20 protein-coding genes and 1 tRNA gene are annotated in these 24,475 nt (G+C 69.1%); 17 read left to right on the plus strand and 4 right to left on the minus strand.

Translation table 11 applies throughout. The features are described from left to right. Positions 1 to 10: 10 nt before the first annotated feature. Positions 11 to 682, minus strand: a complete 672-nt coding sequence (locus ABYF38_RS00170; RefSeq protein WP_371152115.1) for a hypothetical protein — start codon at positions 680 to 682, stop codon at positions 11 to 13. 39 nt (positions 683 to 721) lie between these two features. On the opposite strand from ABYF38_RS00170, the gene hisF reads away from it, so the two are divergent. The 9 genes from hisF to pyk all read left to right on the plus strand — a co-directional run bounded on the left by hisF (position 722) and on the right by pyk (position 10,307). Beyond that, positions 722 to 1,513 (plus strand): imidazole glycerol phosphate synthase subunit HisF, encoded by a 792-nt coding sequence (hisF, locus tag ABYF38_RS00175; RefSeq protein WP_371152116.1) that lies wholly within the window; start codon positions 722 to 724, stop codon positions 1,511 to 1,513. Continuing rightward, positions 1,510 to 1,932, plus strand: coding sequence for a phosphoribosyl-AMP cyclohydrolase (hisI, locus tag ABYF38_RS00180; RefSeq protein ID WP_371152117.1), 423 nt, complete (start codon positions 1,510 to 1,512; stop codon positions 1,930 to 1,932). Before hisF ends, hisI begins: the two co-directional genes overlap by 4 nt. After that, positions 1,929 to 3,458, plus strand: a complete 1,530-nt coding sequence (locus ABYF38_RS00185) for a chorismate-binding protein (protein ID WP_371152119.1) — start codon at positions 1,929 to 1,931, stop codon at positions 3,456 to 3,458. The genes hisI and ABYF38_RS00185 overlap by 4 nt, the downstream gene beginning before the upstream one ends. 6 nt (positions 3,459 to 3,464) lie before the next feature. Further along, on the plus strand, positions 3,465 to 4,649 hold the full coding sequence (locus ABYF38_RS00190) for a hypothetical protein (protein WP_371152120.1): 1,185 nt from the start codon (positions 3,465 to 3,467) through the stop codon (positions 4,647 to 4,649). A 247-nt stretch (positions 4,650 to 4,896) separates the two neighbouring features. After that, entirely contained in the window at positions 4,897 to 5,724 is an 828-nt protein-coding gene (gene trpC / locus ABYF38_RS00195) for an indole-3-glycerol phosphate synthase TrpC (RefSeq protein ID WP_371152121.1), read from the plus strand. A 2-nt stretch (positions 5,725 to 5,726) separates the two neighbouring features. After that, on the plus strand, positions 5,727 to 6,992 hold the full coding sequence (gene trpB / locus ABYF38_RS00200) for a tryptophan synthase subunit beta (protein WP_371152122.1): 1,266 nt from the start codon (positions 5,727 to 5,729) through the stop codon (positions 6,990 to 6,992). Continuing rightward, the gene (gene trpA / locus ABYF38_RS00205; protein ID WP_371152123.1) at positions 6,989 to 7,780 is read left to right on the plus strand and encodes a tryptophan synthase subunit alpha; all 792 of its coding nucleotides are present in this window, start codon (positions 6,989 to 6,991) and stop codon (positions 7,778 to 7,780) included. The genes trpB and trpA overlap by 4 nt, the downstream gene beginning before the upstream one ends. After that, positions 7,781 to 8,812 (plus strand): prolipoprotein diacylglyceryl transferase, encoded by a 1,032-nt coding sequence (lgt, locus tag ABYF38_RS00210; RefSeq protein ID WP_371152124.1) that lies wholly within the window; start codon positions 7,781 to 7,783, stop codon positions 8,810 to 8,812. It begins immediately after the preceding gene. Between the two features lie 67 nt (positions 8,813 to 8,879). Continuing rightward, on the plus strand, positions 8,880 to 10,307 hold the full coding sequence (gene pyk, locus ABYF38_RS00215; RefSeq protein ID WP_371152125.1) for a pyruvate kinase: 1,428 nt from the start codon (positions 8,880 to 8,882) through the stop codon (positions 10,305 to 10,307). Between the two features lie 156 nt (positions 10,308 to 10,463). Here pyk and ABYF38_RS00220 read toward each other — a convergent pair. Continuing rightward, positions 10,464 to 10,537, minus strand: a tRNA-Leu gene (locus ABYF38_RS00220). Positions 10,538 to 10,664: 127 nt separating this feature from the next. Between ABYF38_RS00220 and ABYF38_RS00225 the strand changes: the two genes are divergently transcribed. Both ABYF38_RS00225 and ABYF38_RS00230 read left to right on the plus strand, forming a co-directional pair. Next, entirely contained in the window at positions 10,665 to 11,291 is a 627-nt protein-coding gene (locus ABYF38_RS00225; RefSeq protein ID WP_371153032.1) for an ANTAR domain-containing response regulator, read from the plus strand. Positions 11,292 to 11,366: 75 nt separating this feature from the next. Next, positions 11,367 to 12,308 (plus strand): DUF808 domain-containing protein, encoded by a 942-nt coding sequence (locus ABYF38_RS00230; RefSeq protein ID WP_371152126.1) that lies wholly within the window; start codon positions 11,367 to 11,369, stop codon positions 12,306 to 12,308. 456 nt (positions 12,309 to 12,764) lie between these two features. On the opposite strand, the gene ABYF38_RS00235 is transcribed toward ABYF38_RS00230, so the two are convergent. Continuing rightward, the gene (locus ABYF38_RS00235) at positions 12,765 to 13,229 is read right to left on the minus strand and encodes a PaaI family thioesterase (protein WP_371152127.1); all 465 of its coding nucleotides are present in this window, start codon (positions 13,227 to 13,229) and stop codon (positions 12,765 to 12,767) included. Here ABYF38_RS00235 and polA point away from each other — a divergent pair. After that, positions 13,228 to 16,035: a DNA polymerase I gene (gene polA / locus ABYF38_RS00240; protein ID WP_371152128.1), complete on the plus strand. Its 2,808-nt coding sequence runs from the start codon at positions 13,228 to 13,230 to the stop codon at positions 16,033 to 16,035. The genes ABYF38_RS00235 and polA overlap by 2 nt on opposite strands. 60 nt (positions 16,036 to 16,095) lie before the next feature. Here polA and ABYF38_RS00245 read toward each other — a convergent pair whose 3' ends face one another. Continuing rightward, a complete protein-coding gene (locus ABYF38_RS00245) occupies positions 16,096 to 16,914 on the minus strand; it encodes a class I SAM-dependent methyltransferase (RefSeq protein ID WP_371152129.1) in 819 nt (272 codons plus the stop codon). A 118-nt stretch (positions 16,915 to 17,032) separates the two neighbouring features. On the opposite strand from ABYF38_RS00245, the gene rpsA reads away from it, so the two are divergent. From rpsA to uvrB, 5 genes are all read left to right on the plus strand, one after another. Beyond that, entirely contained in the window at positions 17,033 to 18,496 is a 1,464-nt protein-coding gene (gene rpsA / locus ABYF38_RS00250) for a 30S ribosomal protein S1 (protein WP_371152130.1), read from the plus strand. A 143-nt stretch (positions 18,497 to 18,639) separates the two neighbouring features. After that, on the plus strand, positions 18,640 to 19,254 hold the full coding sequence (locus ABYF38_RS00255; RefSeq protein WP_371152131.1) for a hypothetical protein: 615 nt from the start codon (positions 18,640 to 18,642) through the stop codon (positions 19,252 to 19,254). 64 nt (positions 19,255 to 19,318) lie between these two features. Next, entirely contained in the window at positions 19,319 to 19,933 is a 615-nt protein-coding gene (coaE, locus tag ABYF38_RS00260) for a dephospho-CoA kinase (protein WP_371152132.1), read from the plus strand. Positions 19,934 to 20,168: 235 nt separating this feature from the next. Continuing rightward, complete coding sequence (locus tag ABYF38_RS00265; RefSeq protein ID WP_371152133.1) at positions 20,169 to 21,947, plus strand: LPXTG cell wall anchor domain-containing protein; 1,779 nt, start codon at positions 20,169 to 20,171, stop codon at positions 21,945 to 21,947. Positions 21,948 to 22,073: 126 nt separating this feature from the next. Further along, positions 22,074 to 24,167, plus strand: a complete 2,094-nt coding sequence (uvrB, locus tag ABYF38_RS00270) for an excinuclease ABC subunit UvrB (RefSeq protein WP_371152134.1) — start codon at positions 22,074 to 22,076, stop codon at positions 24,165 to 24,167. Positions 24,168 to 24,475: the final 308 nt, after the last annotated feature.

Below are 24,475 nucleotides of genomic sequence, written 5' to 3' on the forward strand. Positions count from 1 at the left end.
GTGCCGCTCGCTAGGGCACCACGCGGAGGTAGCGGCGGGATTTAGGCGCGGGCCGGTGGTCGACGTCGTCCCTGCAGCCGTTATGAATGGCGCCGCCCGGCGGGGCGGTGGCCGCGCTAGCGGGGGTGGCGCGCCCGCCACCAAGGGCCCGGGCCAGGCCGGCGCGGTAGGCGTGGGCCTCCTCGTCGGCGGCCCACCTTGGCCACAGCTGGTTCCAGTAGCCGTCACGCTCGGCCACTCGGCGCTCGCGCAGCGAGGCGGGCGCCTCCACGCGCACCACCAGATCGGCCAGGCGCACCAGGGCGACGTCGGCCCCCACGCCCTCGATCAGCAGGGGCGCGCGCAACCTGGCCGGGGCAAGCAGGGGGACGCTCCCGCCCGGGCGGGAGGCGAGCCAGTCCCAGGTGGGCAGGTCGGCGTGCCCGTGGCTGGTGGAGCGCCGCAGCGCAGCCTCAACGAGGCGCAGCCCGGGCTCCAGGCCGCGCCACCCCAGGTAGCTGGCCTCCACCTGCAGGTGCACCGCGTGGGGCGGCAGTAGGTCTAGCAGGGCCCGGGCGAGCGTGGACTTGCCGCTCCCGGCGGCTCCCCCGATCACGATCACGCCCCGGCGCGGCAGCAGGTGGGCCAACAGGGCCGGTGCGGCGCGGAAGGACACCTGTTGAACGCGGGCGGTGGCTGGCATGGCGCAAAGGCTACCCTTGGCCCAGCGAAAGGAGCAGCGATGACGGTGGCACTCAGGGTGATTCCCTGCCTGGACGTGGATGGCGGCCGAGTGGTCAAGGGCGTCAACTTCCAAAACCTACGCGACGCCGGCGACCCGGTGGAGCTGGCTAAGCGCTACAGCGAACAGGGGGCTGACGAGATCACCTTCCTGGACGTCTCGGCGTCCGTGGAGGGCCGCGCCACCACGCTGGACATCGTGGCCCGCACGGCGGAGAACGTGTTCGTGCCGCTCACCGTGGGCGGCGGGGTTCGCAGCGTGGAGGACGTGGACGCGCTGCTGCGCGCGGGCGCGGACAAGGTGGGCGTTAACACTGCGGCCCTGGCGGACCCCGCGCTGCTGGCGCGCATCGCCGACCGCTTCGGGGACCAGGTGGTGGTGCTCTCGGTGGACGCCCGGCGCGGCCCCACCCCCTCGGGTTACGAGGTCACCACCCACGGCGGCAAGCGCTCCAGCGGCAAGGACGCGCTGGAATGGGTGCGCCAGGCCAGCGAGCTGGGCGTGGGGGAGATTCTGCTGAACTCAATGGACGCCGACGGTGTGCGCGAGGGCTTCGACCTGGAGATGCTCGCCGCAGTGCGCGCCGAGGTGAAGGTGCCGGTGATCGCCTCCGGTGGCGCCGGCAGCGTGGAGCACTTCGTGGCGGCCGCCGACGCGGGCGCCGACGCCCTGCTGGCCGCCTCTGTTTTCCACTACGGCACCCTGACGATCGCGCAGGTGAAGGAGGCCCTTGCCGGCGTCGGTCACATGGTGCGCCTGGGCGGTCCGGCCACCCCGGGGGAGCAGCGGTGAGCGGGCAGGCAAGCGGGCAGGGCGGCGACGCGCTGGACCCGCAGCTGCTGGCCCGCCTGAAGTTTGACCAGCACGGCCTGATCTGCGCGGTCATCCAGGACGACGCCACCGGCGCGGTGCTCATGGTGGCCTGGATGAATCAGACCGCGCTGGCCCGCACCCTTTCGACCGGGCGCGTTTGGTTCTGGTCCCGTTCCCGACAGGAGTACTGGCGCAAGGGGGACACCTCCGGGCATCGCCAGTACGTGCGCTCCGTCCACGCGGACTGCGACGGCGACGCCCTGCTGGTGCGCGTGCACCAGGTGGGGGCTGCCTGCCACACCGGTACGCGCACCTGCTTCGAGGCCGGCGGGCCGCTGCCGGCCGTGGTGGGCGATGAGCGGACCGACGCGGCGGTGCTGGACGGGCGGGCCCCGTGACGCGCGCGCTGCACTGGGGCCAGACCTGGCCGAGTCGGGAGGAGTTCGCGGACCTGACGGGCGCGCGGCGAACCGTGGTGGTGGCCCGCAAGCTGCTGGCCGAGGAACTGACGGCGGTGGGTGCCTACCGGCGCCTGGCGGCCGGCCGGGCTGGAACGTTCCTGCTGGAGTCTGCCGAGCAGGGAGGCCAGTGGGGCCGGTGGAGCTTCATCGGCGTCAACGCGCTGGCCACCCTGCAGGGGGCGGCGCACTGCCCCACCTGGCAGGGGGAGGTACCGGACTGCGTGGCGCGGGAGGGCGACGTCGTCCACCTGATTGGGAGCGTCCTGGAGCAGTTGGGCCAGGCGGCCCACGCGCCTGCTGGAGGCACGACGCTGCCGCCGCTGGGCGCCGCCCTGGTTGGCGCGATCGGCTGGGACGCCCTCTACACGTGGGAGCCCAAGCTGCGCCGGGCCGCGCCCGACGAGCTGGGGCTGCCCGACGTCGCACTGACGCTGGTGCGCGACGTCGTGGCCCTTGACCACCACGCCGGGGAGCTGTGGCTGCTCACCGTCTGCTACGACGCGAGCGAGGGCGACTTCGACGCCGCCGTGGCCCGGCTCGACGCGATGCAGGCCGGACTGGCCCAGCCCCTGCCCGTGCAACTCAGCGGCAGCGGTGAGGCCCAGGCGCTAGAGCGGAGACACCGCACCTCGCAGCAGGACTTCGAGGCCGCCGTGGTGCGCGGCAAAGAGGCGATCGTGGACGGCGAGGTGTTCCAGGTGGTGCTCTCGCAACGCACCGACGTGGACTGTCCGGCCAGCCCGCTGGCCGTCTACCGGGCGTTGCGCTCCATCAACCCGAGCCCCTACATGTACCTGTTCGAGCACGTGGACGCCGACGGCAGGCCGATCACGGTGGTGGGCTCCAGTCCCGAGACGCTGGTGCGCGTCACCGACGGGCAGGTCTACACCTTCCCGATTGCCGGTTCGCGGCCCCGCTCCGGTGACGCCCAGGTGGACCGGGAGCGGGTGGCCGAGCTGCTGGCTGACCCCAAGGAGCTGTCGGAACACACCATGCTGGTGGACCTGGCCCGCAACGACCTGTCGAAGGTGTGCGACCCGGCCAGCGTGAGCGTGGCTGCGCTCATGGAGATCAAGCACTTTTCCCACATCATGCACATCTCCTCCACCGTCACCGGCCGGCTCCGCCCCGGTCGCACGGCGCTGGACGCCCTGGTGGCCACCTTCCCGGCCGGCACGCTCAGCGGCGCCCCCAAGCCGCGCGCGATTGAGCTGATCGATCAGCTGGAGCCTGCGCGGCGCGGCTTCTACGGCGGCGTGGTGGGCTACCTTGGGCTGGACGGCAACGCAGACCTGGCCATCACGATCCGCACCGCAGTCATCCGCGACGGGGTAGCGCACGTGCAGGCGGGGGCGGGCGTGGTGGCGGACTCCGTGCCGCGCAAGGAACACGAGGAGACCCGCCACAAGGCCGCAGCGATGCTCAGCGCGATCGAAACGGCGGCGGGCCTGACTAACCTTTAAGGCGATATGGCTGTTATTCGAAGGAAAGTGGGCGCGCTGTGGGCGCGCACGGCGGCGGCGTTTGGGCCCGGCGACCTCGCCTGGGTGCTCATGGCGTGGCTGGCAAGCCGGGCCCTGCTACTCGGCGCGGCCCTTATGGTGGGCATCGAGCGCGAGATGCCGGTGCTGGAGGTGGTGCGACGCTGGGACGCCGTGCACTTCCTGGACATCGCGGTGCTCGGGTACCCGGGCGTGGACCCCAACCTGGTGGCGTTCTTCCCCGGGCTACCGATCTCCGTGTGGCTGCTCGGCAAGATCGGCATATCGGCAACGCTGGCTGGCCTGCTGGTGGTCAACGCCAGCACCCTGCTTGCCGCCTTGGCCCTCACCCGCCTGGCCGGGCGCACCGCAGGCATCATCTGGCTGTTCGGGCCGGCAATGATCTTCGGCTTCGTGCCCTACTCGGAGGCGCCGTTCGCTGCGGCGTTCTTCTGGGCCTGGGAAAGGGCCCGGGCGGGCCGGTGGGCCACAGTCTCACTCCTGCTCTCCGTGGCGGTCGCCTTCCGGGTCACCGGAGTGGTCGCTGGAGTCGCCCTGGTGGTAATGGGCCTTGTGGAGGGACGCACCTGGGCCCATAAGCTCAAGCCTTTCGCGTGGATGCTGCCGCCCGCTGCGGTCGCGGTCGCCTACCAGGCCTACGTCTGGCGTATCTCCGGAGACCCGCTGGGCTGGGTCCACGCGCAGTCACGGGGATGGGCACGTAGTTTCCACTGGCCCTGGGAGGCATTCAAGGTCACCTGGGACAACGCATCCCCGCACGTGTCTCCCGACTTCTACACCTTCTTCCGGCTCGAGGCCTTGGCGGCAGTGGTGAGCCTGCTGCTCGGGCTCTACCTGCTGGCGCGCAGGTGGTGGCCGGAGGCGGTGTTCGTGCTGTTGAACCTGGCCATGTTCTCCTTCTCCGACTACTACATGTCCCTGGCCCGCTCGGTGGTCTACTGGCTGCCCCTCTGGCTCCTGGCCGCGCACGCCCTCACCGGAGTCCACCCGGCGAGGGGAATGCAGGGCCCCGCTGGACGCGGCGTGACGTGGCCGGAGCAGGCGGTATACACGCCGCTGCGCAAGGTGATGATCGCCGCCACGGTCGTGCTAAGCGGTGGCGTAATGCTGTGGTGGGCAGACATGTTCCTGGAGGGCGCCTGGGCAGGCTGACCCGCGTGCATCGCCGCAGCGGCGGAGCACGCGCGGGCGGTGGCGTGTCAAATCACCCGCGCCGAGCCGCGTCACCGTTGGGCCGCGTATTGCACTGGCCGTAACAGTGGGGGCGGCGGGCGGAACGTCGGCCATCGCGGCGCCCAAATGTGGGCGCGAGATTCCGGTGTATGCGCCAAGCGGTAGGGTAGGGCCGCAACGGCAAGGGGGCCGCCTGGAACCGGGTTGGGTGACGAAAGGGGCAAGCGTGAACGTGCTGGAGAGCATCGTGGCGGGCGTGCGTGACGATGTGGCGCGCCGAGAAGCGCAAAAGCCGCTCGCGCTGGTCAAGGAGGAAGCCGCCCGGCAAGTAAGCGCCCGTGCCGTGGTGCCTGCGCTGCGCAGCGGCGCTGGGCCGCTCACGATCATCGCTGAGGTCAAGCGCTCCAGCCCCTCCAAGGGCCGCCTAGCGGACATCCCGGACCCGGCCACGCTGGCGCGCCTGTACGAGGCCGGCGGGGCGTCGATGATCTCGGTGCTGACGGAGGAGCGACGCTTCGGCGGCAGCCTGGCGGACCTGGACGCGGTGCGCCGCGCGGTGGACATCCCGGTGCTGCGCAAGGACTTCGTGGTCACCCCCTATCAGATTCACGAGGCGCGCGCCCACGGCGCCGACTGCGTGCTGCTGATCGTGGCGGCCCTGGAGCAGCCGGCGCTGGAGTCCTTCATCGAGCGGATTCACTCCCTGGGCATGACGGCGCTGGTGGAGACGCACTCGCGGCTGGAGGCGCGCCGCGCGGTGGACGCGGGCGCCAAGCTGATCGGCGTCAACGCCCGCGACCTGACCACGCTGGAGGTAGACCGCTCCACGTTCGCGCAGGTGGTGGACGTGATCCCCAGCGACATCACGGTGGTGGCCGAGAGCGGGGTGCGGGGCCCGCACGACGTGGTGGACTACTTCCGCGCCGGCGCCAACTCGGTGCTGGTGGGGGAGGCGCTGGTCAAGAGCGGCGATCCGGCTGCGTCGGTGCGCGAGTTCATCGCCGCCTGCTCCCACCCCTCCCTGGGCCCCAACCCGGACAACGAGAAGGAATGACCATGAGCTTGGCACAGCACCCCGGACCGGACTTCGGGGACTTCGGCGGCCGCTACGTGCCCGAGGCCCTGCAGGCCACGCTGGACGACCTGACGGAGGCATGGGCGCAGCTCCAGGCCGACCCGGGCTTTCACGCGGAGCTCGCCGAGCTGCACCGCAACTACGTGGGACGACCCTCGCCGCTGACGGAGGTGCCGCGCTTTGCCAGCCACGCCGGGGACGTGCGCGTCTTCCTCAAGCGCGAGGACCTCAACCACACCGGCAGCCACAAGATCAACAACGTGCTGGGCCAGGCCCTGTTAACCCGCAAGGTGGGCAAGAGGCGCGTGATCGCAGAGACGGGGGCGGGCCAGCACGGCGTGGCCACCGCGACGGCGGCCGCACTGCTGGGACTGGAGTGCGTGATCTACATGGGCGCGCAGGACATGCAGCGCCAGGCCCTGAACGTGGCGCGCATGCGCTTGCTGGGCGCGGAGGTGCGCGGCGTGGCCACCGGCAGCGCTACCTTGAAGGACGCGATCAACGAGGCCTTCCGCGACTGGGTTTCTAACGTCGCCACCACGAACTACATATTCGGCACGGCTGCGGGTCCGGCCCCGTTCCCCGCGCTGGTGCGGGACCTGCAGCACGTGATCGGCCAGGAGGCCCGCGAGCAGATGCTGGAGCGCACCGGCACCCTGCCGGACGTGGTCTGCGCCTGCATCGGCGGCGGCTCCAACGCGATCGGCATTTTCAACGCCTTCTTGGACGACGCTGCCGTCCGGCTGGTCGGATTGGAGGCCGGCGGCGACGGGCTGGAGAGCGGGCGGCACGCCTCCTCCATCACGGCAGGCGAGGTGGGGGTGCTGCACGGGGCGCGCTCCTACCTGCTGCAGGACGAGGACGGGCAGACGCGCGAGTCGCACTCCATCTCGGCCGGGCTGGACTACCCGGGCGTCGGGCCGCAGCATTCGTGGCTGGCCAGCATCGGGCGGGCCGAGTACCGGCCCGTGACGGACGCGCAGGCGATGGAGGCCTTCCGGCTGTTGTGCCACACGGAGGGAATCATCCCGGCCATCGAGTCCGCCCACGCGCTGGCGGGCGCGCTGCAGCTGGGACGCGAGCTGACGCAGGCGGGGGCGCGCGGCGCGAACGGGGGAGCACCGGTGATCCTGGTCAACCTCTCCGGGCGCGGGGACAAGGACGTGGCCACCGCGGCCCGATGGTTTGACCTGCTGGACCAGGCGGAGGCGGCGGAGGCCGCCGCAGAGCTGGGGGAGACGAAGTGAGCACGAACTATTCAGGCGAGCGCATCGCCCAGATAAAGGCCGACGGGGGAGCGGCGCTGATCGGCTACCTGCCGGTGGGCTACCCCACGGTGCGCGGCTCGATCGACGCGGTTAAGGCGCTCATCGACGGCGGCGTTGACGTGATCGAGCTGGGCTTCCCCTACAGCGACCCCGGCATGGACGGGGAGGTGATCCAGCGCGCCAGCGAGGCGGCGCTGGCGCGCGGGGTCAAGCTCAAGGACTACATCGCCGCCGTGGAGGAGCTTGCCCCGCTGGGCGCCCCGATCACCCTGATGAGCTACTACAACCCGATCCACCGCTACGGCGTGGAGGCCTTCGCCCGGGACCTGGCCAACGCCGGTGCGGCGGGCGTGATCACCCCGGACCTGACCCCGGACGCGGGTGGGCAGTGGCGCGCGGCCGCCACGGCGGCCGGCCTGGAGCAGATCTTCCTGGTGGCACCGTCTTCCACCGACGAGCGCTTGCGGATGACGGTGGAGGCCCACCGGGGTTGGATTTACGCCGCCTCCACGATGGGCGTGACCGGCGTGCGGGCCAAGGTAGACGACGTGGCCCGCCAGCTGGTGGAGCGCACGCGCGCCGCCGGCGCCGACCTGGTGTGCGTGGGCCTGGGCGTGTCCAACGGGGAGCAGGCGGCCGAACTGGCGCAATACTCCGACGGCGTTATTGTTGGCTCTGCATTCGTGCGCACCGTGGGCGAGGCCAGCGCGGTCGACCTGGCACGACTGCGGCAACTTGCTTCTTCTATCCGCGCGGGGGTGCGCTAAATGACGGTTTCGCTGCCACTGTCCATTCCGAGCCCGAGCCAGGGGGTGTGGCACCTGGGCCCCCTGCCGCTGCGTGCTTACGCGCTCTTCATCCTGGTGGGAATCTTCCTGGCGGTGATCTGGAGCTCCAAGCGTTACGCCGCGCGGGGTGGAGACGGCGAGGTGGTGTACGACGCCGCCATCTGGGTGGTGCCCGCCGGCATCCTGGGCGGGCGCCTCTACTACGTGTTCACCGTGCCGGAGCAGTACTTCGGCGAGCACGGCTCCCTGCTCAACATCGTCAAGGTGTGGGAGGGCGGCCTGGGTATTTGGGGCGCCGTGGTGGGCGGTGGCCTGGGCGCGCTGGCCTACTTCCGCTATCGGGGCCTACGCCTGGCCCCCTTCGCTGACGCGCTGGCGCCGGCGCTGATCGTGGCGCAGGCGATCGGTCGGCTGGGCAACTACTTCAACCAGGAGCTCTTTGGCCGCCCCACCACGCTGCCCTGGGGCCTGGAGATCGACGCCCACAACATGCCGCCCGGCTACGCCGAGGGCACCCTGTTCCACCCCACCTTCCTCTACGAGCTGCTGTGGAACCTGCTGATCGCCGCCGTGCTGCTGTGGATCGAGCGGCGCCGCTGGCTGGTGCCCGGGCAGCTGTTCGTGCTCTACGTGATCGGCTACACCCTGGGCCGCTCCATGATCGAGACGCTGCGCATCGACAAGAGCGAGTACATCCTGGGCATCCGCGTCAACCTGTGGCTGGTCTTCCCGACCCTGCTGATCGCCATCGGCGTCTACTTCTACCAGCGCGCCACCGCCCGCAAGGCAGGCGTGGGCGGCACCCTGCCGGCGGTCGCCGAGGGCGTGAAGGCGACGTCGGCCCAGGTCAGTGCCCGCAAGGAGGCACGGGACGAAGGTCACGCCACCGGGCAGGAGGGCTACGCGCCCTACCCGCTGGGCGGCCAGGAAAACGCCGATCCGGCCCACATTTACCTGCCCGGCCGCGAGCCCGGCACCGACGAACCGAGTGGAAAGGACGCCAAGAACTGAGGTCGAGGCCGCGCGGGGCTGAGCCCTCGGTCCCAGGCGCGCCGCGATTTCGGCTAGGCTTGTAGTCATGCGAAGTGCGAAGATTGTCTGCACCATTGGCCCCGCCACGGCCAGTTCCGATCAGGTGCAAGCGTTGGTTGACGCCGGCATGGATGTGGCTCGTATCAACTGCTCCCACGGTTCCTACGAGCAGCACGAGGAGGTCTACCGCAACGTGCGCCGCGCGGCGGACGCCTCCGGTCGCGCCGTTGCGGTCCTGGTGGACCTGCAGGGCCCCAAGATCCGACTGGGCCGATTCGAGAACGACCTGAAGCACAGGCTCGAAAAGGACGACATCTTCACGATCACCACGGACGACATCCTGGGCACCAAGGAGCGCGTGGGCACCACGTTCAAGGGCCTGCCCGGCGACTGCCGCCCCGGCGACCGCCTCCTGATCGACGACGGCAACGTCGCGGTGCGCGTGGTTGAGGTCACCGACACCGACGTGGTCACCCGCTGCGAGGTGCCCGGCTTCGTCTCCAACAACAAGGGCATCAACCTGCCCGGCGTGGCCGTGTCCGTCCCGGCCCTGTCTGAGAAGGACCGCGACGACCTGCGCTGGGCCCTGCGCCTGGGCGCCGACTTCATCGCCCTGTCCTTCGTGCGCAACGCCGCCGACATCGAGGACGTCCACGAGGTCATGCGCGAGGAAGGCCGCTTCATCCCGGTCATCGCGAAGATCGAAAAGCCGCAGGCCGTGGCAGCGCTGCAAGAGATCGTCGACGCCTTCGACGGCGTAATGGTCGCCCGCGGTGACCTCGGCGTGGAGATGCCGTTGGAGGAGGTGCCGCTGGTGCAGAAGCGCGCCATCGAATTCGCGCGCCGCTACGCCAAGCCCGTCATCGTGGCCACCCAGGTGCTGGAGTCCATGATCCAGAACCCGCGCCCCACCCGCGCCGAGGCCTCCGACTGCGCCAACGCGATCCTGGACGGCGCCGACGCGGTCATGCTCTCCGGCGAGACCTCCGTGGGCGCCTACCCGATCGAGGCCGTGCGCACCATGGCCAAGATCATCGAGGAAGTCGAGATCAAGGGCGGAGACATGATCTCCACCTACCGCGCCAAGCCCCTCACCAAGGGTGGTGTCATCACCGAGGCCGCCGTTAGCATGGGCGAGCGCCTGGAGGCCAAGTACCTGGTCACCTTCACCCAGTCCGGTGACACGGCCCGCCGCCTGTCCCGCTGGCGCTCCCACGTGCCGCTCCTGGCCTTCACGCCGCTGGACTCCACCCGCTCCGTGCTGGCCCTGTCCTGGGGCGTGCAGACCTACAAGGTCCCCTTCGTCTCCCACACGGACGACATGGTGGAGCAGGTGGACCGCACCCTGCGCGAGACCGGACTGGCCGTTGACGGCGAGCGCGTCATCATCTGCGCCGGCATGCCCCCGGGCACCGCAGGCTCCACGAACTCCATCCGCATCCACTCCGTTGGAGACGTCTCCGACTACCGCTGAGGTGGCGCGAACCTGGGCTGGGGGCGGCGAAACGAAACGGGTTTCGCCGCCCCAGCCTTCGTGTTCCCGGGCGGGTAACAGGTCCAGGGGACAGTGAAAGGGGCGGCGAGCCCGCATTCGCGGGTATCGCCGCCCCTTTGGCGCTTATTCAATTTGTGCCCCGGGTGGGATTCGAACCCACAACCTAACGATTTTGAGTCGTTCGCCTCTGCCAATTGGGCCACCGGGGCGGGCCTGGTACACACTAGCGTGACATGCCGCCACGGAGCAATTTCGTGCCCGCCCGCCGTGTTTTGGTGCCTTTAGCGGGATAGGATGGAGGGCGTGAACAACGACGCTCCTCCAACAATCGATGAGATCATCAACGGCGCTGACTCCTCGGGTACTGATAGTTCGGTCCCGACCGCTCGGCGCGTGGTGGTGGCAGAAGACGAGACCCTGATCCGCCTGGACATCGTGGAGATTCTGGAGGCGGCCGGCTACGAGGTGGTTGGTGAGGCCGACAACGGCGAGGAGGCCGTCCAGCTGGTCACCGAGCTCGAGCCGGACGTGGTGCTGCTGGACGTGAAGATGCCGATCATGGACGGCATCACGGCCGCGGAGCGCATTCTGAAGGACAACGCGTGTGCCGTGGTGATGCTGACGGCGTTCTCGCAGTCCGCGCTGGTGGAGCGCGCGCGGGACGCCGGTGCGATGGCGTATGTGACCAAGCCGTTCTCCGAGGCTGACCTGCTGCCGGCCATCGACATCGCCTTCGCGCGCTACCAGGAGATCGTGGCGCTGGAGGACGAGATCGCCGACCTGCAGGTCCGCTTCGAGACTCGCAAGCGGGTGGACCGGGCCCGTGGCCTGCTCATGTCTGAGATGAACCTGAGCGAGGGGGAGGCGTTCCGCTGGATTCAAAAGACCTCCATGGACCGCCGCCTGACCATGCGCGAGGTGGCGGACGCGGTGATCGAGCAGCTCGGTAAGGGCAAGGACTGAGCATTTATGCTGTGTGCTCGGGCGCCTTTCGGGGTGCCCGAGCACAGTGCTCTTGATTTGGACGGGAGCTAGCCGATGGCCGGTGGCCTTATTGCCCTGCTGGACGACATTGCGACGATGGCGAAGCTCGCCGCGTCCTCTTTGGACGACGTTGCCGCCGGCGCCGCGAAGGCGTCGGCCAAGGCCGTGGGCGTGGTTATCGACGACACGGCGGTGACGCCCCAGTACGTGCGGGGCCTGTCCCCGGCGCGGGAGCTGCCGATCATCGGCAGGATCGCGCGCGGCTCGCTGATCAACAAGCTGCTGGTGATCCTGCCGGCGGCGTTCCTGCTGTCCTACTTCGCGCCGTGGTCGCTGCCGGTGCTGCTGCTGATCGGCGGCACCTACCTGTGCTTCGAGGGGGCGGAGAAGGTGCTGGTCAAGCTCCACGTGCTCTCCCACCACGAAGACGACGGCGGTGCGGCGGGCGCGGAGAGCGCCGAGGAGCTGGAAAAGCGCATGGTGTCCTCCGCGATCCGCACGGACCTGATCCTGTCTGCAGAGATCATGCTGATCTCCCTGGCGGAGCTGGCGGGGGAGACGAACACGATGCGCGTGGCGATCCTGGTGGCCGTGGCACTGTTCATGACCTTCTTTGTCTACGGCCTGGTGGCGGTGCTGGTGAAGATGGACGACTTCGGCGCCTCGCTGGTGCGTCGCGGCGGCGGGCGCGCCAGGCTGGGGACGGCGATCGTGCGGGTCATGCCCAAGGTCTTCGACTTCATCGGCGTGGTTGGCACCGTGGCGATGCTGTGGGTGGGCGGTCACATCGTGATCGTGTCCCTGGCGGACCTGCACGTGGAATTCCTGCACCACTGGGTGGAGGTGGCCGTGCACGCGGTGGCCGGCGCTGGCGGCGCGGTGATGTGGCTGGTGGACACCGCGTTGTCCGGCGTGTTCGGCCTGCTGTGGGGCTCCCTGGCCGCGTTCGCGGTGACAGGGGTTAAGCGCATGCTGCCCGCCCGCGAGGGCCACTGACTCACCACCTGCTAAAGCGGATCAACAGTAGCTCGTCCTCTTGTAGTGCTCGCAGGCGAGCCTCGTCGACTTGGTGCAGGGGCAGTCTGGTTACCGTTGCAGGCTCTACTGATTTTGCGGGGCTCCAAGTCTGGATCAGTCCCACCCTGGCTTTTGGCCCGAGCTCTTGGGCAAGCAGGTCCATCCATCGTCGCACCCGAGCCACCTCGAGGTCGTCCCGGCCGGCGGATCGGTTCCCGATGAAGCTTGCGCAATCGCAGGTAGCAGGGCCGAGGCGGAATGTGGATGCCAACTGAGCCGATTGCGGCGCGACAACGTCGTTGTTAAGCAGGGTTAGGTCGACACCGGCCGATTCCTTGGCCCTTTGAGCGAAGTCGTCGGTGGCACAGCGTTCAGGCAGTAGCCAGAGGTTAAAGAAGCACACGGTCGGTCTCCTCCTTTAGCGCAGCGACGTAATCAGCTTCCGCGCAGGACGGCCAGGGTGAGCCGGGCGGTGGCGGAACGTCGTCCGGCCGAATCGGTCAGAACGATCGCGTAGCAGGCCGTGGTGCGGCCTCGGTACAGGGAGGTGGCCTGCGCCCGCACCCGCCCCTCCCTAACGGGGCGGTGGTGGGTGATGGACAGGTCCACGCCCACGGCCGCGTGCCCGCCCACGTGGAAGGCGTGCAGGCGGGCGGCGATGGAGGCGACCGTCTCAGCCAGCACCGCAGAAGCCCCACCGTTGAGCACGCCGAGGGGCTGCCGGTTGCCCTCGACCGGCATGGTGGCCACGGCGAAGTCGGCCGAAACCTGCTCCAGCTCTATGCCCATCCGCTCCGCCAGCTCACCCAGCTCCACCAGCTGGGCGGCCTCCTGCGGGGTGGCGGCCTGGGCGGCGGCGGTGTTGTAGGAATCGGGGAGGGGAAGCGCGGGAGTGGTCATGGGGCCTAGGGTTACACGTGTGAGCACTCCTCGACTACTCCTGATCGACGGCCACTCGATGGCCTTCCGCGCGTTCTTTGGCCTGCCGGTGGAAAACTTCACCACCTCGACCGGCCAGGCCACCAACGCGGTGCACGGTTTTGTCCGCATGCTGCTGTCCCTGCTGGCGCAGGAGAAGCCCACCCACGTGGCTGTGGCGTTCGACGCCGGTTCCAAGACTTTCCGCACCGAGGAATACCCCGAGTACAAGGGCACCCGGGAGAAGACGCCGGAGGAGTTCAAGGGCCAGGTGGAGCTGATCGAGGAGGTGCTGGACGCCTTTGGGATCATGCACCTGAAGAAGGACGGGGTGGAGGCAGACGACATCCTGGCCACCCTGGCGCGCCAGGGCCGCGAGGCGGGCGCGCTGGTGTACGTGGTCTCCGGGGACCGCGACACCTTCCAGCTGGTCACCGACGAGGTGACGGTGCTCTACCCGATCAAGGGCGTCTCCGAGCTGCGCCGCATGACCCCGCAGGAGGTGGAGGCCCGCTACGGGGTGGCGCCCAACCGCTACCGGCACCTGGCGGCGCTGGTGGGCGAGGCGAGCGACAACCTGCCGGGCGTGCCGGGGGTGGGGCCGAAGACGGCGGCCCAGTGGGTGGCGCAGTACGACGGCCTGGACGGGATCCTGGCCCACGCCCACGAGATCAAGGGCAAGCGCGGCGAGGCTCTGCGCGCGGCGATCCCGGACGTGCAGCGCAACCGGCGCCTGAACCGGCTGCTGACGGACGTGGAGCTGCCGGTGGCGGTGGCTGACCTGGTGCCGATCGGGGCGGAGGCCGCCCGGGTGCACGCGGTGTGCGACGCCCTGGAGTTTCGCCAGTTGCGCGACCTCGCCTTGCGGCAGCTGCCGCACCGAGGCGGGCAGGGGGCCGACGTTGCCGCCGGCCCACCCGCAGGTGAGGCGGGTGGCGGCCAGGCCGCAGACGGGCAGGGCGCCGAAAGCAGCCTCAGTGGCGCGGCCGGCGCGAACGGCGAGGGACCAAACGGGGGGCTCGCCGCCGTGAACGGACGCTCCACCCCGCGCCTACTGCGCGCCGCCACGGCGACGGCCGGCGAGGTGGCCGAGCAGCTGGAGGCGTGGCGAGAGGCCGGCACCGTGCTGGGCGCGAGCGTGGAGGGCGTGGGCTCTCCCAGTCCCTTCAAGGCCGACTGCACCGGGCTGGCGCTGAGCGACGCGGTGGTCTCCATCTACTGGGACCTGGTGGTGATAACCCCGGAGCAGGACGCGCAGCTGCGCGAGTTCCTGCGCACCGCCCCGGTGGTCACCCACGACGCGAAGGCCGCCACCCACGCCCTCTCCTCGCGCGGCATGGCCCTTGGCAACATCGTGGACGACGTCGCCCTGGCGGCCTATCTCTGCTTCCCGGACGGACGGCGCTTTGACCTGGCGGAGCTGAGCGAGCGCTACCTTGACCAGGCCCTGGAGGTGGGCGACGGCCTGTTGGACATCGAGGGCGGCACGACGGCGCTGGCGGAGGCCGCGGCGAGCGTGGAGCTACACCGGGTGCTGGGCTCCGAGGTGGACAAGCGCGGCGCGACCGGGCTGCTGGCGGACATGGAGCTGCCGGTGGCCGCCGTGCTGGCTCGGATGGAGCGGGCCGGTATCGGGGCGGACGCCGCCCTGCTGGCCGAGCGGCGCCTGACGCTGGACGCGGAGGTGGAGGCCGCCGCGAACGCCGCCTTCGAGGCGATCGGCAAGCAGGTCAACCTCTCCAGCCCGAAGCAGCTGCAGGAGGTGCTCTTCACCGACCTGGGCCTGCCCAAGACGCGGCGTACCAAGACCGGTTACACCACGGACGCGGAGGCGCTGCGGGACCTGGCGGAGAAGACGGCCCACCCGTTCCTGGCCGCGCTGCTGCTGCACCGGGACCGGATCAAGCTGCGCCAGAACGTGGAGGGCCTGGCCAAGGCGGTGGAGGACGACGGGCGCATCCGCACCACCTTCCAGCAGACTGCGGCGGCCACCGGGCGCCTGAGCTCCCTGGAGCCGAACCTGCAAAACATCCCGGCGCGCACCGAGGAGGGGCGCCGGGTGCGCCAGGCGTTCGTGGTGGGGGAGGGCTACGACTACCTGCTCACCGCCGACTATTCCCAGATCGAGATGCGCATCATGGCCCACCTGTCCGGGGACGCCGGGCTGATCGAGGCCTTCAACAGCGGCGAGGACCTGCACTCCTTCGTGGCCGGGCGGGTCTACCACGTGGACCCGGCCCAGGTGACGCCGGAGCAGCGCTCCAAGATCAAGGCGATGAGCTACGGCCTGGCCTACGGGCTATCTCCCTACGGGCTGTCCAAGCAGCTGCGTATCGACGTGGGGGAGGCCAAGGCGCTGATGGACGACTACTTCTCCCGCTTCGGGGCGGTGCGCGACTACCTGGCCGCTGTGGTGCGCCAGGCCACCCTGGACGGCTACACCCAGACCATCCTGGGCCGGCGCCGCTACCTGCCGGACCTGGCCAGCGACAACCGGCAGCGGCGCGAGATGGCCGAGCGCGCGGCGCTGAACGCCCCCATCCAGGGCAGCGCGGCAGACCTGATCAAGGTGGCCATGCTCGGCGTGCAGCGCTCGCTGGACGAGCGCGGGCTCAAGTCGCGCCTGCTGCTGCAGGTCCACGACGAACTGGTCCTGGAGGTGGGGCCGGGCGAGGCCGAGGAGGTCGAGGCGCTGGTGCGCCACGAGATGGCCGCGGCCGCCAGCCTGTCGGTGCCCCTGGACGTCTCAGTGGGGCTGGGGCGCAACTGGCTGGAGGCCGGTCACTAGCAGAGCAAGGCGGGGGCGGGGAGCTTTCCAAGCTCCCCGCCCCGTCTGCTTGCGTGCCGCCTAAGCCGGCTTGCGCGCGGTAATGATGAGCGTGCCCGGCATGAGCTCCCCGCGCAGGCGGGACCAGCCGTTCCACTCCAGGTCCCCTGCCTGCCAGGTCGGTTCGTCGATGGCCTCGATGACCAATCCGGCCGACAGGACGTCGGCCACGTGCTGGCTGAGCGTGCGGTGGTACTCGGCGTAGACGATGCGGCCGGACTCGGTGCGCTCCACGTAGGGCGCGTTAGAGAAGTAGGAGCGGGTCACGGTCAGGCCGGCCTGCGTGGGCACGTCCGGGAACATCCAGCGCACCGGGTGCGGCAGCGAGCACACCCACAGGCCTCCCGGGCGCAGCAGGCGGGCGGCCTCTGCGTGGATGCGCACCGGGTCCGGCACGAAGGCGATCCCGCCGTGGGCGGTGAAGCAGACGTCCGCGCACGCATCGGGCAGGGGAATGCAGCGGGCGTCGGCCACCAGCAGCGGGAAGTCGATCCCGGCGGCCCGGTTCAAAGCGCGGGCCTGGGCCAGCATCCCGCTGGAGATGTCGGTGGCAGTCACGCGCGCGCCCAGTCCGTGCAGGTAGCGCGAGCCCTGCGCGGCCCCGGCACCGAACTCCACCACGTCGCGCCCGGCCACGTCCCCGAGTAGGCGCGCCTGGGACTCGCGCAGCCCCTCCGGGCACCAGTGCAGCTCGGCGTCCCCCAGGGTCGCGCCGTGATCGCGGTAGTATTCCTCCGCTTCGCCGTCCCACCACCGCGCGGTGGCCTCGACGGAGGCGGACTGCTCTGCCTCCGAGAGCTCGCGGTAGCCGCCAACGATGGATTCATAGTCGCCATTCATGGCCCGAGTATCGCATCTGGCGAAAACAAGCGCTTTCTGTTAGCCTTGCCGATCGTGTAGGCGCAACTTGCGCCCGCACATCCATTTGCAATCACTATCCAAATCCATCGGAGTTCTCTTGACCACCTCTACCCCCTCGTCGGCCCCGCAGGTCGCTATTAACGACATCGGCTCGGCTGAGGACCTCCTCGCTGCCATCGATGGCACCATCAAGTACTTCAACGACGGCGACATCGTCACCGGCACGATCGTCAAGGTCGACCGCGACGAGGTTCTCCTCGACATCGGCTACAAGACTGAGGGCGTAATCCTCTCTCGCGAGCTGTCCATCAAGAACGACGTTGACCCCTCTGACGTGGTCGCCGTCGGCGACGAGGTTGAGGCCTTCGTTCTCCAGAAGGAGGACAAGGAAGGTCGTCTGCTCCTGTCCAAGAAGCGCGCCCAGTACGAGCGCGCCTGGGGCACCATCGAGAAGATCAAGGAAGAGGACGGCGTTGTCACCGGTTCCGTGATCGAGGTCGTCAAGGGCGGTCTGATCATCGACATCGGTCTGCGCGGCTTCCTGCCCGCCTCCCTGGTGGAGATGCGTCGCGTCCGCGACCTGCAGCCCTACGTCGGCATGGAGCTCGAGGCCAAGATCATCGAGCTGGACAAGAACCGCAACAACGTTGTGCTCTCCCGCCGCGCCTGGCTGGAGCAGACCCAGTCCGAGGTCCGCTCCCACTTCCTGCAGACCCTCAAGAAGGGCCAGGTCCGCTCCGGTGTGGTCTCCTCCATCGTCAACTTCGGTGCGTTCGTGGACCTGGGCGGCGTAGACGGCCTGGTCCACGTCTCCGAGCTGTCCTGGAAGCACATCGACCACCCGAACGAGATCGTCGAGGTCGGCCAGGAGGTCACCGTCGAGGTGCTGGACGTGGACATGGACCGCGAGCGTGTCTCCCTGTCCCTCAAGGCCACCCAGGAAGACCCGTGGCAGGCCTTCGCCCGCACCCACGCCATCGGCCAGGTTGTGCCCGGCAAGGTCACCAAGCTGGTTCCGTTCGGTGCGTTCGTGCGCGTCGAGGACGGCATCGAGGGCCTGGTGCACATCTCCGAGCTGGCCATCCGCCACGTCGAGGTGCCCGAGCAGGTCGCCAAGGTGGGCGAGGAGGTCTTCGTCAAGGTCATCGACATCGACCTGGAGCGTCGCCGCATCTCCCTGTCCCTGAAGCAGGCCAACGAGGGCCTGGACGTCGCCTCCGAGGAGTTCGACCCGTCCCTCTACGGCATGGCCGCCGAGTACGACGAGCAGGGCAACTACAAGTACCCGGAGGGCTTCGACCCGGAGTCCAACGAGTGGCTGCCCGGCTTCGAGAAGCAGCGTGAGGCCTGGGAGCAGCAGTACGCTGAGGCCCACGCCCGCTGGGAGGCCCACAAGGCTCAGGTTGAGGCCGCTCAGGCCGCTGCCGAGGAGGCCGGTGCGGCTGCCGCCGCCGAGGCCGAGGTTCCGGCTTCCTACTCCTCCTCCACCGAGGAGTCCGCTGGCACCCTGGCTTCCGACGAGGCCCTGGCTGCTCTGCGCGAGAAGCTGACCGGTAACTGATCCCGGTTCAACAACGGGGAGGGCGTCCTGCGGGGCGCCCTCCCTGCTTTTGCGTCTCGCGATCGCGGCGCGCTGCCGGCGGGTGGGGCCGCCCCGTACCGTTGCGGGCGCCTGGCGTAGCACCGGGCACTACTCTTGGGGACATGCAAGATTCTTCCCCGATCCTGATCACGGGCTACGGGCCTTTCCCCGGCGTGGAGGTAAACCCCTCCGGCCAGGTGGTGCAGCTTCTCTCCGAGGACCCCGATCTGCTGGGCGTGCAGCGCCCGGTGGTGTTCGCCCAGCTGCCCGTCTCCTACCGTCGCACGCTGCCGTTGCTGCGCGAGCTGCTGGCCCAGCAACGGCCCGCACTCACGGTCTGCCTGGGCGTCGACAGCTCGGAGAGCCAGATGACGCTGGAGGCGCGCGCCTTTAACGAGCTGGCGGCGGACAGCGTGGACGTGGACGGGCAGCTCCCGCAGACCGCGGAGGTGATCCCTGGCGCACAAGCCGAATGGTCATCGCGTTTCGACGTGGATGCGGCGGTGACGGCCTTGAGCGGAGAGGACCGGGAGGGCGGCCCGCTGCCGGTGCGCCGGTCCGACGACGCGGGCCGCTACCTGTGCAACGCCGCGCTCGCCGTGATCACGCAGGAGGCCATTGAGCGCGGGGAGGGCGCCACGCTGTTCGTGCACATACCGCCGCTGGACAAGGTGGATGCGCCAACTGTGATCAGCGTAGTTGCGGCCCTTTGCCAGCACGAGGAATGGTGGGGTTGACGTGGCCGGGAGCGCAGGAGATACCGGCGGTCTCACCCCTGAGCACCGCAGCAGGATCTTCCTAGTGGGACTAACCGGCGGAATAGGCGCGGGCAAGTCCACCGTCGCAGCGATTTGCGCCGACGCTGGCGCCGTCGTGGTCTCCGCAGACGAACTGGCCCGGCAGGTGGTCGCCCCGGGCAGCGACGCCCTGGAGGCGATCGTTTCGTTGTTTGGCCCGGAGGTCCTCAGCACGACCGGCGAGTTAGACCGCGCCGCCCTGGCCCGGATAGTTTTCTCGGACGACGTTGCCCGCGCGGCCCTTGAAGACGTCATGCACCCCGCGATTCAGGCCGCCGCCGGGCGTGCCTTCGCGGCCGCGCCGCCCGGCTCCGTGGTGGTCTACGACATCCCGCTGTTAACCGAGTTGCGCGCGGAGAAGGACTACGACGTGGTCTTGGTGGTGGAGACGCCGCTGCCGCTGCGGCTGCGACGCCTGGCGGGGCGGGGAATGAGCGCCCAAGACGCCCTGGCGCGGATCGAAGCGCAGGCGAGCGACGAGGAGCGCCGGGCGATCGCCGACGTGGTTCTGGTCAACGACGCCAGCGTGGAGCAGCTTGCCACCAATCTGCGTCCACATTTTGAACAGTGGGCGGATGCGGCCCGCTTGCGTCGGGACACGAGTAGGGGCGCAAACTAGGCCCCGAGCAGTCACCAAGCGCTGGCTTGCGCGCCCGGATCGGCATTATCACAACGATCGGGCTGTGCAGGCGGTATCCACAGCCCGAAATGTGGCGTACTTCGTCACTACACGTTTCACACTTGTTCACCATTACGTGCCAAGATTGCGCCAGGCAGCCTCCGGAAATGCGGTTGATTCGCGTTGACGGTGGCGAGAAGTGGCAGAAATGCCGGGCTACGAAAGGAATGCCTTCATGCTGAGGAAGCTCGGGGCGGCGCTTGCCGCCTGTGCTCTCGCGATCACCGTTCACGCCACCGCATCTGCGGACAGCGGTCCGGTGGAGCCGAAGACCCCCGTGGTGACGCTGACCCCCGCAACGTGCGAGAACAAGACGAATAGGGTGCGCGTGGACGGGTTTAACACCGACGAGGCCTACAAGAAGCAGTACCGCTTCGTGATCGAAGTAAAGGGCCGCAACCTCCCGGTCAAGCAACTGAGTGGCCCTGAACGTGCCGTTGTGCTGGCTGGTAACGAGGTGGACATAGCCACCTTGCTTGGAGGCAACGCCTCGCTGGGTTACGGGAAGGAGGTGACGGTGAAGGCCTACTGGTTCAACAACAAGGCAGCTCCGTACAAGTACCCGCAGTCTCGCAGGACCACCGTAGACCTCGAGTACGGCCCCGATCTAACCAACGCTACGCTTCTGGGGGCGTCGAACCCCTTTACCCTAGTAAACCCGGCCAAGCTGAACTGCACGCCGTTGATTGCTACGGCTCCGGCCGCGCCGACTTTCGAGCTGGCTGCCGCGAAGTGTGAGGCCGGTCAGGTCATTGACAACGTGATGACCGTTGACGTGGCCCAGAAGCACGCCAACTACCGTTTCGTTGCCACTCACGACGGCAAGTCCATCTCCCTGAAGCAGGAGCTGCGTCAGAAGCTGTGGACCGAGGGCAAGCTCAGCGCCGCTGACATTAAGGCTGCCTACCCCTCCTTCGTGTTCGACTACACCAAGCCGATCAGCGTGCAGGCCTACTGGTTCGACGCCGAGCAGGCCTACCAGCCCTCGCTGTACGACACCGCCCTGGCCCTGACCGCCGGTCAGTCCGACCGCTTCATCAAGCTGGGCGACGCCAAGGAGCTGACCCTGGTGGACCCGGCCACGCTGAACTGCACGCCGTTGATTGCTACGGCTCCGGCCGCGCCGACTTTCGAGCTGGCTGCCGCGAAGTGTGAGGCCGGTCAGGTCATTGACAACGTGATGACCGTTGACGTGGCCCAGAAGCACGCCAACTACCGTTTCGTTGCCACTCACGACGGCAAGTCCATCTCCCTGAAGCAGGAGCTGCGTCAGAAGCTGTGGACCGAGGGCAAGCTCAGCGCCGCTGACATTAAGGCTGCCTACCCCTCCTTCGTGTTCGACTACACCAAGCCGATCAGCGTGCAGGCCTACTGGTTCGACGCCGAGCAGGCCTACCAGCCCTCGCTGTACGACACCGCCCTGGCCCTGACCGCCGGTCAGTCCGACCGCTTCATCAAGCTGGGCGACGCCAAGGAGCTGACCCTGGTGGACCCGGCCACGCTGAACTGCACCCCCACCCCGGCGCCCTCTGAGTCCGCCACCCCGGCGCCTTCTGAGTCCGCCACCCCGGCGCCCTCCGAGTCCGCCACCCCGGCGCCCTCCGAGTCCGCCACCGCGGCTCCCTCCGAGTCCGCGACTGCGGCTCCCTCTGAGTCCGCCACCCCGAACCCGTCCGTCTCCGGCCAGCCGGGCGGAAATGGCACCGAGGCCCCGGGCGACAACTCCTCGGCCGGTGCGCAGGGCCCGAGCCAGGCCGCCACGGACCAGCCCACCGTCAAGCCCACCGTCGCCGCCACCCAGCAGGCCAGCGCCCAGCCCAGCACCCCGGCCAAGGGCAAGGGCAAGACGCTCGCCAAGACCGGTTTCGACCAGGGCATGATCGTCCTGACCCTCGCCGTGCTTCTTGGTGCCGGCGCCACGATGGCGATTTCTCGCCGCCGCAACGAGCGCTGATAAGCGGAAAGCTCGCTTCCAAGGCGTGAGTTTGGGGGTGGGAAGCCAACAGGCTTCCCACCCCCAAACGCGTCTCGGCAAAGGCGCGGCGGGCGGGACGTCGGCCACCCACGTAGTCTTGTCGCCATGCGCCCCGTAACCGACCTCGTTCGCTCCGTCGCCCCATTCCAGGTCATCTCAGAGTTCCAGCCGGCCGGTGACCAGCCCCAGGCAATCAAGGAACTGGCCGAGCGAATCAACGCGGGGGAGAGCGACGTCGTGCTCCTGGGCGCCACCGGTACCGGCAAGAGCGCCACCACCGCCTGGCTGATCGAGAAACTGGGCCGTCCCGCCCTGGTGCTGGCACCCAACAAGACGCTGGCCGCCCAGCTGGCTGCCGAACTGCGCGAACTGCTGCCGAACAACGCGGTGGAATACTTCGTCAGCTACTACGACTACTACCAGCCCGAGGCCTACGTGCCCCAGACGGACACCTTCATCGAGAAGGACTCGTCCATCAACGACGAGGTCGAGCGGCTGCGCCACTCGGCCACCAACTCGCTCCTGACGCGCCGAGACGTGGTGGTGGTCGCCTCTGTCTCCTGCATCTACGGCCTGGGCACCCCCCAGGAGTACGTGGACCGCATGATCCCGCTCGAGGTGGGCATGGAGCTCACGCGCGAGGAGTTGCTGCGGCGCCTGGTGGACATCCAGTACAACCGCAACGACATGGACTTCCAGCGCGGCACCTTCCGGGTGCGGGGAGACACCATCGACGTCATTCCCGTGTATGAGGAAAACGCGGTGCGCATCGAGATGTTCGGTGACGAGATCGAGGCGCTGGCCACCTTGCACCCGCTCACCGGGGACGTGATTCGGCAAGAAGAGCAGGTCTTCCTGTTTCCCGCCTCCCACTACGTGGCCGGCCCGGAGCGCATGGCCCGCGCGATTTCCTCCATCGAGGCGGAGATGGAGGCGCGGGTGGCGGAGTTCGAGAAGGCGGGCAAGCTGCTGGAGGCCCAGCGTCTGCGCATGCGCACCACCTTCGACCTCGAAATGATGCGGCAGGTGGGCACCTGCTCCGGCATCGAGAACTACTCGCTCCACATCGACGGGCGCGAGCGCGGCAGCGCCCCGAACACGCTGCTGGACTACTTCCCGGAGGACTTCCTGCTGGTCATCGACGAGTCCCACGTGACGGTGCCGCAGATTGGCGCGATGTACGAGGGCGACGCCTCCCGCAAGCGCACCCTGGTGGAGCACGGCTTCCGCCTGCCCTCCGCGCTCGACAACCGGCCGCTGAAATGGGGGGAGTTCCTGGAGCGGATAGGCCAGACCGTCTACCTCTCCGCCACGCCGGGCGAGTACGAGCTGGAGCGCAGCGACGGGGTGGTGGAGCAGATCATCCGCCCCACTGGCCTGCTGGACCCGAAGGTGGTGGTCAAGCCCACCCAGGGGCAGATCGACGACCTGTTGGGGGAGATCCGCGCCCGCACCGAGCGTGGCGAGCGCGTCCTGGTCACCACCCTGACGAAGAAGATGGCGGAGGACCTCACCACGTACTTCGCCGAGCGCGGCGTGCGCGTGGAGTACCTGCACTCGGACGTGGACACGCTGCGGCGCGTGGAGCTGCTGCGCGAGCTGCGGCTGGGCACCTTCGACGTGCTGGTGGGCATCAACCTGCTGCGCGAGGGCCTGGACCTGCCCGAGGTCTCCCTGGTGGCGATCCTGGACGCGGACAAGCAGGGCTTCCTGCGCTCGGCCAAGTCGCTGATCCAGACCATCGGCCGCGCCGCCCGCAACGTCAGCGGTGAGGTCATCATGTACGCGGACAGCGTGTCCCCGGCGATGGCGGCCGCGATCGACGAGACCGAGCGCAGGCGGGAGAAGCAGATCGCCTACAACAAGGCGCACGGGATCGACCCGCAGCCGCTGCGCAAGAAGATCGCCGACGTCACCGACATGCTGGCCCGCGAGGACGTGGACACCGCCGAGCTGCTGGCCGGCGGCTACCGGGGCGCGGGGCAGGGACCCTCCAAGCGCGAGCGCAAGGACGCCACGGTCACGGTGCGGGAGCGGCTTGCCGGCGTGGCGGTGGACGACCTGGCCGGGCTGATCGAGGAGCTGACCGCGCAGATGCACGCCGCCGCGGAGGACCTGCAGTTCGAGGTGGCGGCCAGGCTGCGCGACGAGGTGGCCGACCTGAAGAAGGAGCTGCGCACCCTCAAGGCGGTGGGCTAGCCGCAGGCGGGCCGCGAGCCGGCCGGTTTAGGGGGCCGACGTTGGCCTCCCACCGCCCGGAGGCGATTACTGGTCGGTCTAGTGGGCCGACGTTGGCCTCCCACCGCCCGCAGGCGCTGACCGGCGCCCCTGTGAGCATTGTCCTGAGCGGCCGGTTAGCGCGGTGGGGGCCCGGGCCGGTATTTTTGGAGGCTGCGGAGGGGAGTACTCCCATCAACAGGGGCGTCGTCATCACGGCGAAGCGCGCTCGGCGTCCCAGGCCTCCAAGGCGGGAAGAGACCTCCAATGAGACATTGGAGAGTCATACA

Source organism: Buchananella sp. 14KM1171, assembly GCF_041380365.1.
GTDB classification, from domain to species: domain Bacteria; phylum Actinomycetota; class Actinomycetes; order Actinomycetales; family Actinomycetaceae; genus Buchananella; species Buchananella felis.